This is a genomic window from Maribacter sp. LLG6340-A2, from assembly GCF_045057105.1.
Taxonomy (GTDB): domain Bacteria; phylum Bacteroidota; class Bacteroidia; order Flavobacteriales; family Flavobacteriaceae; genus Maribacter.
Map to the genome: position 1 here is coordinate 3027810 of NZ_CP159332.1, position 16469 is coordinate 3044278.

At 36.8% G+C, this 16469-nt stretch carries 7 protein-coding genes; all 7 read left to right on the forward strand.

What is annotated here, in order from left to right; all coding sequences use genetic code 11:
- Positions 1 to 58 precede the first annotated feature (58 nt).
- Positions 59 to 3130, forward strand: a complete 3072-nt coding sequence (locus tag ABVM52_RS12730) for a SusC/RagA family TonB-linked outer membrane protein (RefSeq protein WP_405381058.1) — start codon at positions 59 to 61, stop codon at positions 3128 to 3130.
- 10 nt (positions 3131 to 3140) lie between these two features.
- Positions 3141 to 4781, forward strand: a complete 1641-nt coding sequence (locus ABVM52_RS12735; protein WP_405381060.1) for a RagB/SusD family nutrient uptake outer membrane protein — start codon at positions 3141 to 3143, stop codon at positions 4779 to 4781.
- Between the two features lie 277 nt (positions 4782 to 5058).
- Positions 5059 to 8460 (forward strand): VCBS repeat-containing protein, encoded by a 3402-nt coding sequence (locus ABVM52_RS12740; protein WP_405381062.1) that lies wholly within the window; start codon positions 5059 to 5061, stop codon positions 8458 to 8460.
- Between the two features lie 31 nt (positions 8461 to 8491).
- The gene (locus tag ABVM52_RS12745; protein ID WP_405381064.1) at positions 8492 to 10666 is read left to right on the forward strand and encodes a family 43 glycosylhydrolase; all 2175 of its coding nucleotides are present in this window, start codon (positions 8492 to 8494) and stop codon (positions 10664 to 10666) included.
- 108 nt (positions 10667 to 10774) lie between these two features.
- A complete protein-coding gene (locus tag ABVM52_RS12750; RefSeq protein ID WP_405381066.1) occupies positions 10775 to 12484 on the forward strand; it encodes a GH39 family glycosyl hydrolase in 1710 nt (569 codons plus the stop codon).
- Positions 12485 to 12636: 152 nt separating this feature from the next.
- A complete protein-coding gene (locus tag ABVM52_RS12755; RefSeq protein ID WP_405381068.1) occupies positions 12637 to 14190 on the forward strand; it encodes an alpha-N-arabinofuranosidase in 1554 nt (517 codons plus the stop codon).
- A gap of 18 nt (positions 14191 to 14208) precedes the next feature.
- The gene (locus ABVM52_RS12760; protein ID WP_405381070.1) at positions 14209 to 16344 is read left to right on the forward strand and encodes a family 43 glycosylhydrolase; all 2136 of its coding nucleotides are present in this window, start codon (positions 14209 to 14211) and stop codon (positions 16342 to 16344) included.
- The last annotated feature ends 125 nt before the right edge of the window (positions 16345 to 16469 follow it).

The window sequence follows — 16469 nt, forward strand, 5'->3', positions numbered from 1 at the left end:
TTCTTTATTTATTTTACAGGTGTATCAACAACACTTAATAACTTCAAACCACAACATTATGACCAAAAAACAACATCTTAAACGGAGAACCGTTTGGTTTTCCAATTTGCTTTGGACCTTTGCCTTAGCATGCTTTTTAACTATTTCAACTGCTTTTGCCCAAGAGGCAAACACTATTCAAGGAACGGTAACCTCTAGCGCAGATGGTATGCCATTACCTGGAGCAAATATCCTGGAAAAGGGTACAACAAATGGTGTACAGACAGATTTTGACGGAAACTTTTCTATTACGGTATCTAGTTCTGATGCTACATTGATTATTTCTTATATAGGATATTTAAAGCAAGAAATTGAGGTAGGAAACCAGTCATCTATTTCAATAGCTTTGGCCGAAGATTCCGCTAAACTGGACGAGGTGGTCGTCATTGGCTATGGTTCCCAGAAAAAGAGCGATATAGCCGGCTCTGTATCTCAAGTAGATCAAAAAGAAATTGCAAAAAACCCAACTCCCAACTTAAGTAACGCTTTGGTAGGACAAACCACTGGTATTGTTGCTACCCAAAGATCTGGAGAGCCTGGCCGTGATGGGTCTAATATTTTCATTAGAGGTATAGGTACAACAGGAGATTCTTCGCCTATTTATGTTATTGATGGAATTGTGAGATCATCTCGAGACTTTTCTCAACTAAACGCAAATGAAATAGAATCTTTCTCTGTACTTAAAGATGCGGCTAGTGCCGCGGTTTTTGGTATGAGAGCGGGTAACGGTGTTATTCTAGTTACTACTAAAAGGGGTAGAGCTGGAAAAATGCAAATAAATTTCAACACAACATTGGGTGTACAGGAACGAACTCGAGACCCTGAATATTTGAACTCTTATGATTACTCGGTCCTTTATAATGAAGCTTTGGTAAATCAAGGTCAAGAACCTATTTATACAACTGAAGATCTTCAAAAATTTCAAGATGGTAGTAGTCCCGATACTCATCCAGATGCGGATTGGTATTCAGTGCTGAATAAAAGTGCATTGGTCAAAACTCATAACATATCAGCTAACGGCGGTTCTGATAAAATCCAATATGCCGCATCTTTCGGTTCTTTGAACCAGGACGGAATTATACCTTCGGATAATTTTAAGCGTTATAATTTTAGATCAAATATTGATGCTGATGTTACCAATACTACCAAATTGTCTTTTGATGTTTCTGGTAGAGATGAAAAAATTAATTCAATAGGTAGTCCAGATGTGTTTAGGTGGCTTACCTCCACACCACCAAATAAAACACCTATAACTTGGTCTGATGGAACATATTCTAATGGACCGGCATATTTGACTCTTCCAGAAAATGGATACAGAAAAGAAAGTAATCAGGTTTTTAAAGGCAGAATTCAATTAGAACAGCAATTACCTATAGAGGGTCTTACTTTTAAAGGTATTGCTTCTTATGATAAAACTATAACGGATAAAAAGAATTGGTCTTTCATTAAAACGCCATTTTATACGCGTTCAACTGATGGAAGTCTTATAGAGCAACCAAGTGGTGCTGATGCTGCTTCGTCTTTATATCAAGATCATAATGATTATCAATCAATAACTTTTCAAAGTCATTTAAATTATATAAAGGAGATAGGTGAAAGTGATATATCGGCTTTACTACTTTATACACAAACCAAGGAAAGCTGGAATTTTTTAAGCGCCAACAGAGATGGTTATACTTTAGCTATTGATGAAATAGATTTTGGGGGAACTGCAAACAGAAACAATCGTGGTTACTCTGGTACTAGTGGTAGACAGGGTGTAGTAGGGAGGTTAAACTGGACATATAAAGATAGATATATTCTAGAAGGTAGTTTTAGGGCAGATGGATCAGAACAATTTGCTCCTGGGAAAAGATGGGGTTTCTTCCCTTCAGGTTCCGCAGCTTATATAATTTCAAAAGAAGATTTTCTTAAAGATTCTGAAACTTTTGATTTATTAAAACTAAGAGGTTCTTATGGTGTTTTGGGGAATGATAGAATTGGAGGGCAAAGGTTCCTGTACTTACAATCGTATAATGTAAATGGTACAGCAGTTTTTGGAAATGCAGATGTGCAACAGGCTATTATTGAAGGAAATTTGGCGAATCCTGATGTTACTTGGGAAACGGTTAAAAAACTTAATATTGGTTTTGATGCCACTATGTGGAACGGTGGCTTGTCTATGACCGTAGATTATTTCTCTGACAAGAGAAGTGATATTTTGGGATCTAGAAACCTAACTGTTCCAGGATTGCTAGGGGTTGGTCTACCGGTTGAGAATTTGTCAAAAGTTAATAATAGTGGTGTAGAAATTGAACTAGGCCATGTTAATAGAATAGATGAGAATTGGCGTTATTCTATGAATGCAAATTTAACATATGCCAAAAACAAGATTGTTTTTATAGATGAACCAGAAACTGACAATGCCAACATTAGAAGAACCGGACTACCTCTTGGCACTCAATTTGGTCTTCAGGCATTAGGTCTTTTTCAAACTCAACAAGAGGTGGACAATGCGCCAACACATTTTGCTGATACCGCACCTGGAGATGTTAGGTATGCTGATTTAAATGGCCCGGACGGAGTACCTGACGGAAAAATTGATGATTTTGATAGAACTGCAATAGGAACTTCAAACACACCAGAAATAATATTTGGTTATAGAGGTAACATCCAATATAAAGATTTTGAGTTTTCTTTCTTATTGCAAGGAGCAACCAATGTTAATCAATATTATAGTGGAGAGGCAGCTTGGCCGTTTTTTCTTGGAACCTCTGGTGCTTATAAGCAAAATTTGGATAGGTGGACACCGACTAATACAGATGCAAGTGAGCCAAGGGTCTTAATTGAGGCCACCAACAATCATAGAGGATCTTCCTTTTGGTTAAGAGATGCTTCATACCTAAGACTTAAAAATATAGAACTGGCCTATAATATCCCAGTGGATAAAATAAATCAAAATTTTATATCAGGAATTCGTATTTATATGAATGCAAATAATGTAGCTACCTGGTCCAAGATAGAAAATTTTGACCCGGAGAATAGTGAAGGAAGAGGTTGGGGATACCCTCAATTAAGAATTTGGAATTTTGGATTGAACCTTAACTTTTAAAAAATATATAATGAAAAAAAATCTAGAAAATTTAATAAAGTTAGGTTGTGTTTGGATGTGTCTTGCACTAAACCTAAGCTGTGAAAAAGACCTTTTAAATCAATTACCTAAAGATTCATTAACAGAGGAGTTGGTTTGGACTGATAAACAAGGGGCATTACAGTTTGTAAATGCAATATATGGAAATATGCCATCAGGTTTTGATAGAAACTATGGAGGTTGGGCAAAAGGCCTTTACATATTGGACGGTGCTACTGATGATGGTGATGTAAGTATGGGGTGGACTCATTCTAATCAATTACAAACTGGTGATTTTTTACCTAGTAATGTACCGTGGGGAGAAACTTGGGCAGATTATTATAACCTGATCAGAAAGGCAAATTCAGCTCTTGAAAATTTAGACCGTCTTGAAGATGAAAGCTTCAGAAATACATTAAAAGGTGAAGCTTATTTTTTACGGGCTTTTATGTACCATGAACTGTTGAGATTGTATGGTATCAAGTCTGAAGGTGGGGAGCCAACTGGTGTGCCTTTAATTGATAAAAGTTTAACTCTTGAAGATGATTTTGCCATTCCACGTGCTTCTTATGATGAAATTGTTGATTTTATTATATCTGATTTGGACGAAGCTTTAGGATTATTACCCACAGTAGGTGAGACAGATGCAGGTAGGGCAACTGTTGGCGCTGCCAACGCATTAAAAAGTAGAGTGTTGCTATATGCTGAAAGATGGGCGGATGCCGCTGAAGCTGCAAATGAAGTAATTGGTACGGATTATAGCCTTTTTCCGGATTATAGGACATTATTCTTGACTAAGAATAACGAGGAAATTATATATGCAAAAAAATTCCAGTTTCCGGATAAGCACCATCATTCTGGTAAAAGTGGCTCCGGTTGGGATGTTTATAATACACCAAACACGTTTAAAGGAACTAGTGATGCAGGTTGGGGAGGTAATTTGCCTACTCAAAATTTTGTAGATGCTTACGATATGATAGATGGTGAGCCTCAAGAAGAGTCTCCACTTTTTGACCCCAATAATCCTTTTGAGAATCTTGATCCAAGATTTAAGGCTACCGTAGTTCATGATGGTGCAATGTTTAGAGGGCGAGAAATGGAATTATATGAAGGTGGATTAGAAGGTAGTCCAGATGCTTTTATGAATACAGGATACTTTTTGCGCAAGTTCCATGACGAAGATTTGATAATTTATTCAAAATCTAGTGATCAAGATTGGATATTTATGCGATACGCAGAAGTACTTTTAAATTATGCAGAAGCTCAAAATGAAGCTTCTGGCCCGGATGGTACCGTTTATGATGCAATAAATTTAATTCGTAATCGTGCTGGTATGCCAAATCTGCAAACTGGACTCACAAAAGAACAAATGCGTCAAAAAATTAGAAATGAACGTAGAATAGAGTTGGCATTTGAGGAACATCGTTTTTTTGATATTAGAAGGTGGGGTATAGCGGAAGATCTTTTAAACGGACCACTTTACGGTATGAGAATTGAAAAAGATGGTGATAACTACACGTACACTAAGTTTGAGTTTGAAACAAGAACTTTCCCCTCTAAACTTTATGTGCTTCCTATTCCACAAAATGAAATTGATAAAAATCCTGCGGCAAAACAGATACTAGGATGGTAATGCCGCGTAAAATAGTTTGTTGAGTTAGTTTTAATTTGGGGCATTTCAAAATAATTGGTTTGCCCCTTATTTTTATTTAGGTCAATAGTTTAAAAGTTCAATTATTTAGTCCGTACATTGGGCTTTAAGAAAATAAATTTTTTAAAAAAACAAATATTCTAAAGGTATACGTTAAAATTTAAGCCTGTTATTAAATTGCATGATTATAATATTCTATGTCCATGTAAGTTCATCAACTTTTATTGACAGCGAAAAACTACCATAGAATCCAACTATTATGAATAGTAAGCAATTATATAAAATTCTGTTGTTATATATAAGTTTGGTGCTTTTAAGCTGTTCAAAAAAGGAAGCTCCCTTATTTACATTACTTGATCATGATGATACAGGTATAGCGTTCATAAATAAAGTTGTTGAAACAGAACAACTCAATGTAATGCAATATGAATACATGTATAACGGCGCTGGTGTTGGTATTGGAGATTTTAATAATGACGGATATGCTGATATGTATATTACTGGAAATACGGAAGAGAACAAACTCTATATGAATGAAGGTAATTTTACATTTACGGATCATACCAAGGCATCAAATGTTGCCGGAAGAAAAGGGTGGAAAACAGGTACTAGTATTGCAGATGTAAATGGTGACGGGTTGCTGGATATTTATGTTTGCTATTCTGGTTTGGGAACTAATAAGGACCGAGCAAATCAATTATTTATAAACAATGGTCTTACCAAAGATTCTGTACCACAGTTTGAAGAAAAAGCAGCTGAATATGGATTAGATGCCATAGGTAGTTTTAGTACACAGGCAGCTTTTTTAGATTATGACCTAGATGGCGATTTGGATATGTTTTTATTAAACCATTCCAAGACCTTCTATTCCCCATTCTATAATAGTACAAAACTTAGAAATGCAAGGCATCCACAATTTGGCAATTCCTTATATAGAAATGACGGAAATACCTTTACCAATGTAAGCGAAACTGCCGGTATTTATGGAAGCGGACTCAATTTTGGACTGGGCCTTTCCATATCGGATTTTAATAATGATGGGTGGCCGGATATTTATGTATCCAATGATTATGACGAACAGGATTTTTTATATCTAAACCAAGGTGATGGTACATTCTTAGATGCCACAAAAAAATCATTCGGCCATATTTCAAAATATTCCATGGGTAATGATGCAGCCGATATAAATAATGATGGTCTTGTAGATTTGGTAACCTTGGATATGCTTCCCGAAGATAATTTTAGACAAAAAATATTAAAGGGGGTAGATGAATATGATCGTTATCAGCTTGCTGTAGATAGTAACTATCATAAGCAGCACATGCGCAATATGTTGCAATTAAATAGAGGTAAAGACCTTCAAGATGTACCTAGGTTCAGTGAAATTGGACAGTTGGCGGGTGTTGCAACTACAGATTGGAGTTGGTCGGCATTAATAGCGGATTTTGATAGTGATGGTAAAAAGGATATGTTCGTATCCAACGGGTATCTACGAGATTATACCAATAAGGACTTCATGAAGTTTGAGGTAAATGAAGCAATGGCAAATGTTCGAGCCAAAGGAAAGGAGTTGTTTGATGAGTCCGGCAAAAAAGAATTTTCAAGCCTTATTTATGAGTTGGTAAAAAAAATGCCTTCCACCAAAATTCCTAATTACATTTTTAAAAATAAAGGAAACTATACATTTGAAAATACCACGGCAGATTGGGGATTTTCCAATCCTACCGTATCAACAGGCGCTGCTTATGCCGATTTGGATAATGATGGAGATTTGGACCTAATTATTAATAATACCAACGAACCAATTGGAGTGTATAAAAATGGTGCAGAAAAAAATAAAAATAATTTTTTAAGAATAAAGCTCAAGGGTAAGGATAAGAACAGCTATGCTCTTGGTGCCAAGGTTTGGGTAACATCAGGTGCTACAACGCAGTTTGTTGAAAATTATCCTGTAAGGGGTTACCAATCTTCCGTAGATCCAATTTTGTATTTCGGATTAAATAAACTAAAATCTGCAAATGTAAAAGTGCAATGGCCGTCTGGTTATATTAGCGAATTGCAAGATGTAGGATTGAATTCGCTTCTTGAAATTGATGAGAAATCTTCAAAACCAGTAGCGGAACAAGAGGAGGAAGCTGTTGCATATTTTCAATCAATAAGAAATAAAGATTTTATTGAATACAAGCATACCGAAGATAGTTTTGTTGACTTTAATGTAAATCGTCTGGCACTTAAACAGAGTTCAAGGTCGGGGCCTAAAATGTCCGTTGCAGATGTTAATCAAGATGGTATAGATGATATTTTTATAGGTGGTGCACTTGGTAACGTGGACCAATTATTTGTTTCACAATCCAACGGAAAGTACTTGATCTCCAAAGACGAATGCTTTAATAACTCTATAAAGCTTGAAACAGAAGGTTCGGTATTTTTTGATGCGGATAATGATGGCGACATGGACTTGTACACGGTAAGTGGTGGTAGTGTATTGGCATTAGGATCACCGCAATTACAAGATAGGTTGTACATAAATAATGGAAATGGCAATTTTATGTTGGCCCCAGAGGAAAGCTTGCCACAGGGTTACTCGAATGGAAGTGCAGTTGCGGCCGGTGATTACGATGGTGATGGGGATATGGATTTATTCGTTGGTAGCGGAGCAATGCCTGGCAATTATCCTGATTGTGCCATTGGGGGTATTCTGCGCAATGATAGTGATTTTGATAATGGCATTATAAAATTTAGCCTTGCTACAGATGAGGTTAACCCCAAACTACGTCAACCAGGTCTGGTAACGGATGCACTATGGCTAGATGTAAACAATGATACTTGGTTAGATTTGGTTATTGTAGGGGAATGGATGCCTATTCGGATTTTTTTGAATAACCAAGGAAAACTAAAGGAGAAGACAGATGACTTGGGCCTTGCCAATACTAACGGACTATGGCAGACCATTTCAAGTGCGGACATGGATAATGATGGGGATATGGATCTTATGGTTGGCAATATGGGACTAAACTTGCCTTTTAAACCATCTGTAGAGCAACCTTTAGAAGCATTTATTGGTGATTTTAGAGGAGATGCTGTCAATACAGCTGTTATTAGCAGTTATATTCAAGGAAGGCGATATCCAATTGCCTCGCTTGATGAAATGCAAGGTGCTTTTCCACATTTACGCAAAAATTTTTTAAAACATGAGAATTACGCCTCGTCTATTTTAGATAGCATTTTTCCGAGAGAACAGCTTAAAGCCGCTAAGCATCTTAAAGTATTTCAAACAAGAAGCATGTATTTAGAAAATACCGGCAATGGTTTTAAGACGCATATACTCCCTGTAGAAGCGCAATTTTCTGCGGTACAAGGTATCGTTGTTGCTGATTTTACTGGTGATGAAAATATAGATGTATTGGTCGCCGGCAATTATTTTCCATTTCGTGTTGAATTTGGCCCAACAGATGCCGGTAAAGGTGTTTTATTGGTGGGGAACGGAAAGGGTAATTTTAAAGTATTGAACAAAGAATTTATTGGTGCATTTATAGATGGGGATATAAGAGATGCTCAAATCGTTAAACACACCAATTCAAATATAGTGGTGTTCTCCAAGAACAATGACAGTATCCAAGTCATAGAACTGCTCAATAATTATAATATTAATAACCCATAAACGATAATCCAAGAATTCAAATTAAATGCAAATGAAAAATAAAAGGCACTTTAACCTACTATTCCTCTTAAACCTAGCTTTTTTTGCAGGCATTTTAGGTTCATGTAAGAATACGAAAACTGAAGAACCCACTGCATATTTATTTACCTATTTTATAGGAAACAATCCTGGCGAAGAATCAATTAGATATGCCGTTAGTACAGATGGGTTTAATTATAAGGCACTAAATAATAATGAACCAATTGTTGCAAATGAAGATATAAGTGGTACGGGCGGTGTTCGTGATCCCCATTTAATCAGGTCTAATGATGGTAAAACTTTTTACATGGTCGTAACCGATCTTTATGTGCCAGAAATGGGGTGGAAAAATTATGCCATGATTTTAATGAAATCCACAGACCTGATCAATTGGACATCTACAATAATCAATATTCCGGAAACATATCCCGATACTTTTTCAGAGGTCTATAGGGTTTGGGCTCCTCAAACTATCTATGATGAAAAGGTAGATAAATACATGGTCTATTTCTCAATGAAAGAGGGTAATGCTCCTGATAAGATTTATTATGCATACGCCAATGAAGATTTTACCGGTTTGGAGTCAGAACCTAAACAGTTGTATTATCCACCGGCAAGTAGTGATAATAAAGCGTGTATAGATGGTGATATTATTTATTTGAATGGGAAATACCATTTATTTCACAAAGCGGAAGATGGTAACCCTGGTATTAAATTGGCTGTTTCTGATAATTTGACAGAAGGGTATGAGCTGGTAAGTAATGATCGTGTTGATGAAGCTACGGACCCTGTTGAAGGTAGTGGTATTTTTAAGCTTAATGATACCGGTGAATATATACTCATGTACGATCTCTATACAAAAGGTGGCTACCAGTTTACAAAGAGCAAAGACCTAAAAAACTTTGAAGTTATAGATGAGGATATTAGTATGGATTTTCATCCACGGCATGGATCGGTATTGCCTATAACCGAGAAGGAATTAAAATCGCTTGTGGCGGAGTTTACCACTTTTGACAATCCGTTAGTAGAGGTAGGGTCAAATGATGTTATTAAGCAGAATGTTGCTATTTACAACAAACAAAATGAAATAAGGGTACCGGTTAAGAATGGGATTAGTTTAGATGCATTTGATCCACAATTTCAATCATATCCCGGCACTACAATAACACCTAAAGGGCCCCAAAATTTTACTGAAGGCCCGGTTGAATATACAGTTGCCATAGAGGGTAAAGGAAAACAAACGTATAACGTAATTGTTGCCAAGGACCATAACCCTGCTCTAAAAGGATATTACGCCGATCCGGAAATTATATTTTCCAACAAAACCAATAAATATTATATCTATCCCACTTCGGACGGATTTAATAATTGGTCCGGAACCTATTTTAAGACTTTCTCATCACCAGATTTAGTGGACTGGACAGATGAGGGAATAATCCTTGATTTAAAGAAAGATGTTCCTTGGGCAGACCGCAATGCATGGGCACCTTGCATAATTGAAAGAAAAGAAGGAGACATCTATAAGTACTACTATTATTTTACTGCAGCACAGAATATAGGTGTTGCCGTTTCAGATGACCCAACAGGACCATTTGTTGATAGTGGAAAGCCACTTATTGATTATAAACCTGATGGGATTACGAACGGACAAGAAATAGACCCAGATGTTTTTAAAGACCCAAAAAGTGGTAAAACCTATTTGTATTGGGGCAATATGTACATGGCCGTGGCAGAATTGAACAATGACATGATCTCTATAAAGAAAAATACCTTAAAGGTCATAACGCCGGACAAAACCTATAGAGAAGGTACCGAGGTTTTTTATAGGAATGGCATCTATTACTTTATGTGGAGCGAAGACGATACCAGAAGTCCTAATTATAAAGTTAGATATGCTACTTCTAAAAGTCCTACAGGACCGTTAGAAATACCTGAAAACAACATTGTCATACAGGCTGATAAAAATTTGGAAATTTTGGCGACCGGTCATAATTCGGTAATTCAAGTTCCTGGAAAAGATGAATGGTATTTGGTATACCATAGATTTACCCACCCAAAAGGTAAAAGTATGGGGAGGGAAGCAGGGTTTCATAGAGAAGTTTCTATAGATAAATTAACGTTTGATAAAAACGGATTCATTAATGAGGTAATACCTACCCTAGAAGGGGTGACACCTGTAGAAAATTAAGGTAAGTATATACAAACTATCAATGGTCCAGAGAATTTACGTACTAAGCAGTTGGTTGATGCTAATGGATTCTTTAAGGACAAAATCAAATTTAATAAGCCAAAAATTATGAAGTTTAAGAAAAAATTACTGATTACTAAGTTGCTCATGGTGTTGTATACATTGTTATCCTTTACTACTGGATATGCTCAAAATAATACAACTACAATCCATATTGATGCTAATGAAAAATTGGGTCCAATGGATCCTATTTGGGCATGGTGGGGCTATGACGAGCCAAACTATACCTACATGAAAGATAGTAAAAAGCTATTAACCGAAATTTCCGAGTTAAGCGCTGTGCCTGTATATGTTAGAGCACACAGCTTATTAGTAACAGGAGAAGGTACCCACGCATTAAAATGGGGCTCTACCAATGCCTATACAGAAGATGATGACGGTAATCCTGTTTATGACTGGACAATAGTCGATAAAATTTTTGACACTTATATTGAGAGGGGCATGAAACCATTGGCGCAAATAGGTTTTATGCCAGAAGCCTTGTCAAGTAAACCAAAACCCTATCGCCATTATTGGAAGCCGGGTGCAGCGTATGAGGATATTTATACTGGATGGGCATACCCGCCAAATGATTATGAAAAATGGGCAGAGCTGGTATATCAATGGGTCTTACATTCTATTGAACGTTATGGTAAAGAAGAGGTGGAAAGTTGGTATTGGGAAGTATGGAACGAACCTAATATTGGCTATTGGCAAGGAACTACTGAAGAGTATATTAAGTTGTACGATTATAGTGTGGATGCTGTTAAACGTGCTTTGCCAACAGCATTGGTAGGTGGACCAGAAACAACTGGGCCTGGGTGGGACAAAGCCGAAGATTTTCTTGTTACCTTTTTAGATCACGTAAAATCTGGAAAGAACTACGCTACAGGTAAAAAGGGCTCTCCATTAGATTTTATAACGTTTCATGCTAAAGGAAATCCAAAAGTTATTGATGATGTGGTGCATATGGACATGAGTTCACAGTTAAATGATATCAGTAAAGGTTTTGAGGTTGTTGCGTCCTATCCGGAATTTAAGCATCTACCCATTATCATAGGCGAATCTGATCCAGAGGGTTGTGCTGCTTGTTCAGAAGCGGATTATCCGCACAATGCATATAGAAATGGTACTATGTATGCTAGTTATACTGCAGCGTCTTTTGCTAGAAAGTATGAAATGGCAGACCACTATGGAGTTAATTTATTAGGTGCCGTTACTTGGGGATTTGAGTTTGAGGACCAACCCTGGTATGCCGGTTTTAGGGATATGGCCACCAATGGTGTAGATAAGCCAGTGCTGAATGTATTTAGAATGTTCGGTATGATGAAGGGTGACAGGGTCAAGGTTTCTCCGCAAGGATCTTCATATGATTATAATAGAATACTTAAGGAAAAAGTTAGGGGAGCAGCACCAGATGTTAACGCATTGGCATCGGTTGATGAAAATTCACTCTCCATTATGGTGTGGAACTATCATGATAAAAATGACTTGAACGTTTTGCCCGAAAAAATAATCATCAATATGGATGATATACCAACGGAAAGGGCTTTGTTAAACCATTATCGTATTGACCAAGAATTCAGCAATTCTTATACAGCTTGGAAAAAAATGGGATCTCCACAAGACCCTAGTAAAGAGCAAATTCAAGAATTGGAGAAATCTGGACAATTACAGTTGTTGACATCACCTGAATGGGTCAATAGTCCTGAAGGTAAAATAGCATTAGAAATTTCGTTACCAAGACAGGGAGTATCCTTTCTATATTTTACATGGTAAAAATCACATTATTATATAAAAATGAAATTGATATTGAATTTGATTTGGTTTTGACACATAAGATGTATTTTTAACACTTAACAAGTTTTTTTTTAAGAAGCTAATCAATCCATAGAAGGAATTAAACTGTCTGATCATTAAATAACAAAAATATGCGCTATTTTAAATTAATTACAAACTCACTAGTTCTATTTCTCTCCTTTAGTACCGTTTTAATAGCTCAAGAACCAACAAAGGTTACATTGAGCTTAGATAAGGACGCACCCGTAATAAGTAAACATATCTACGGTCATTTTGCAGAACATTTGGGTAGATGTATTTATGAAGGATTTTATGTTGGTGAAAACAGTACTATTCCTAATTCTGATGGAGTAAGGAAAGATATCATCAACGCATTAAAAGAATTGAACATACCAAATTTACGTTGGCCTGGCGGTTGTTTTGCCGATACCTATCATTGGATGGATGGTATTGGACCTAAAGAAGACAGGCCCACGATCGTGAATACCTGGTGGGGCGGAGTAACCGAGGATAATAGTTTTGGTACGCATAATTTTCTTAACCTGTGTGAGGAACTGGGGGCAGAGCCATACTTGTCCGGTAATGTTGGTAGCGGCGGTGTTCAGGAATTAGCGGATTGGGTACAATACACCAATTTTAAAGGTAAAAGCCCCATGTCCGATCTACGTAGGGAAAATGGCAGGGAAGAACCTTGGACAGTCAAATACTGGGGTATAGGTAATGAAGCTTGGGGCTGTGGTGGTAATATGAGGGCAGAATATTACGCGGATATTTACCGTAAGTATGCAACGTTTATGTCAGGTGCAGATGTAGAGGGTGGAATTTATAAAATTGCTTCCGGTGCAAGTGATGACGATTATCACTGGACAGAGGTTTTAATGAAAAATATTCCTAAAAGTATGCTGCAAGGGGTTGCATTGCATCACTATACGGTAATTGATTGGAGCAATAAAGGCCCGGATATAGATTTTGATGAGGAAACCTATTTTCGCTCCATGCAAGAATCTTGGTTAATGGACGAACTCATAACCAAACATGTTGCTGTGATGGATAAGTATGACGAGAAGAAAGAAGTAGACTTAATAGTTGATGAATGGGGAGGTTGGTATGACGTTGAAGAAGGTACCAATCCCGGATTTCTATATCAACAGAATACAATGCGAGACGCTATGATCGCAGGTATGAATCTAAATATTTTTAATAACCATGCTGATCGTGTAAAAATGGCCAATTTGGCCCAGGCGGTTAATGTTTTACAAGCGGTAATACTTACAGATGAAGAGAAAATGATTCTTACGCCAACCTACCATGTTATGAACATGTATAAAGTTCACCAAGACGCCACATTGATCCCGTTGTCTTTTAATTCACCTGAGTACACTTTTAAAGATGAAAGCTTACCCGCTTTAAATATCTCTGCCTCGGTAGATAAAAATAACAAAACCCATTTATCAATGACCAACATCGATTCCAAAAAGGAACATGTGGTAACTATTGATGTAAATGAATTAAAGATTAAAAATGTTTCGGGTGAGATTTTAAGTTCAGATAGTTTGCAGGATCATAATTCATTCAATGAACCCAATAAGATTACACCCAAAAACTTCAAGGATTTTAAATTTAAAAAAGGCGTGTTGGAAGTTGCCATACCTCCTTTTTCAGTGATTGTCTTAGAAGCTCAGTAAAATAAATAAAAAATAGTAATGGAAATTAATTATAGAAATAAAAGAAAAGTAAACAGTATCACTTTTTTAATCTGTGTATGCTGTACCCTCTTATCATTTGCGCAGCATAGGAGTAATGTCAACAGCGCCAATAATGAAACTTGGATTGCCGATAACGGTAACGGAACATTTACAAACCCATTGTTTTATGATGAGTTTTCCGATCCAGATTTAATTCGTGTAGGAGATGATTATTATATGACAGGGACCACAATGCATACCATGCCTGGTCTTCCGTTATTACATTCAAAGGATTTGGTAAACTGGAGCCTGCAATCCTATGCAGTCAATGAACTTGATTTAGGTCCTAATTTAAGACTTGAAGATGGCAAAAATGCGTATGGTAGGGGTATTTGGGCACCTTGTTTACGATATCATAATGGAACCTTTTACATTTTTTCCAATGTCAACGGATATGGAACCCAATTATATTCATCTAAAAGTCCTAAAGGGCCATGGAAACATGAAACCATGAGTGAAAGTTTTCATGATATGTCTGTGCTTTTTGATGATGATGGTAAAATATATGCTGTATGGGGATATGATGAAATAAGGATGTGTCAGTTAAGTGAAAATTTATTGGATAAGGTTCCTGGCACTGAAAGAGTCATTGTAGAAAGGGGTAGTGGTGCCGGTGAAGGCTGCCATATTTATAAGATTAAAGGTAAATATTATATTACAAATACCAACTGGGATCCTGTATGTTATCAAGTTTGTTTGAGGTCAGATACTCCCTATGGACCATACGAAATTAACGTAATGAGTGCATTGGAAACTTTTGGGGAAGCGCAGCGCACACGTATCCCTAATACAAATGATGGTCCCCCATTTAAAATGGTAGACTATCATGAAAATTTTGTAGGCCGTATGCCATTGCATCAAGGTGGTATTGTACAAATACAGTCTGGCGAATGGTGGGGATGGTCAATGTTGGATCTTAATTCTGTAGGACGGGTAACGGCTATTTCACCGGTAACCTGGGAGAAAGATTGGCCTTATTTTGGACTGCCGGGAAATCTTAAACGAACTCCACGTACATGGGTAAAACCAAATACAGGGACATCATCGGAGCCAGCTGCACTTTTTGACCGTAACGATGATTTTAATGGTCCGGAGCTTAAAGATATATGGCAATGGAATCATGTACCGGTAAAAAATAAGTGGTCGCTGACATCTAAAGGTTATTTAAGATTACATGCATTGAACGCTAGCTCTTTTTGGTCTGCAAGAAACACCTTAACGCAAAGAGCAATAGGACCAGAATCCTATGCAATTACCAAATTGAATTTTGACCATTTAAAAAATGGGGATGTTTCTGGTTTAGCTTTGTTAAACCTTCCGTATGCATGGATAGGTGTCGTAAAAAAAAATAATAAAATTACGCTAGATTTTTATAATCAACAAACTCAAGAGCGTCTTAGCGTACCTGTTACTGGTAATGAGGTATGGTTAAAAGCTCATTGTAATTTTGATACCGATATAGGAAATCTTAGCTATAGCTTTAATGGTGATGATTATTCCAATTTGGGGGGAGATATTTTAATGCCCTATCAAGGAAAGACCTTTCAGGGGGTGCGGTATTCATTGTTTAATTTTAATACGCAACAAAAGAAAGGTGGGTATGTAGATTTTGATTTCTTTAAAGTTATAGAGCCACGGTATAAATCTTTAACACGTCCTATTCCATACAATAAGATTATAGTTCTTAAAAGTATTGTCGATAATACGGTAATGGTAAATTGGAAAAATTTTTTACGACCCGTAGCAGAAAATAGTAAGTTTATCAATGATCGATCCAATCAATTTAAGGTATTGGATAGGGGCAATGGTAGAATTGCTTTGCAGTCTGTAATGAATGACGGATTTGTTACGGTAAAGGGTAAAGGCGGTATGGCAGAAGTTCGTATAGAGCCCGAGGACCAAGGGGAGGCTTCTACATTTCAATGGCAAGATATGTTAAAAGATGACCTTATGTTGATGTCGTTAGTTAACCACAGATATTTATCGGTATTGCCCAATCAAGAAAGTCTTTGTACAGCTGATGCTCCAGGTGCTAGACCGGACCGTAAAGGTGGCGCCTGTTTTTCATGGAATATTGTAGAGGATAAGGAATAAGTATCAACAACTGCACTTTTGACTGAAAATTAGTTTGTTAAGTGCTGTTTAGTCAATAAATTCACTGACATATTATGAAAAATAAAAAATATTTAAGTGTGTAGCTAACACTTATTAAATCTATT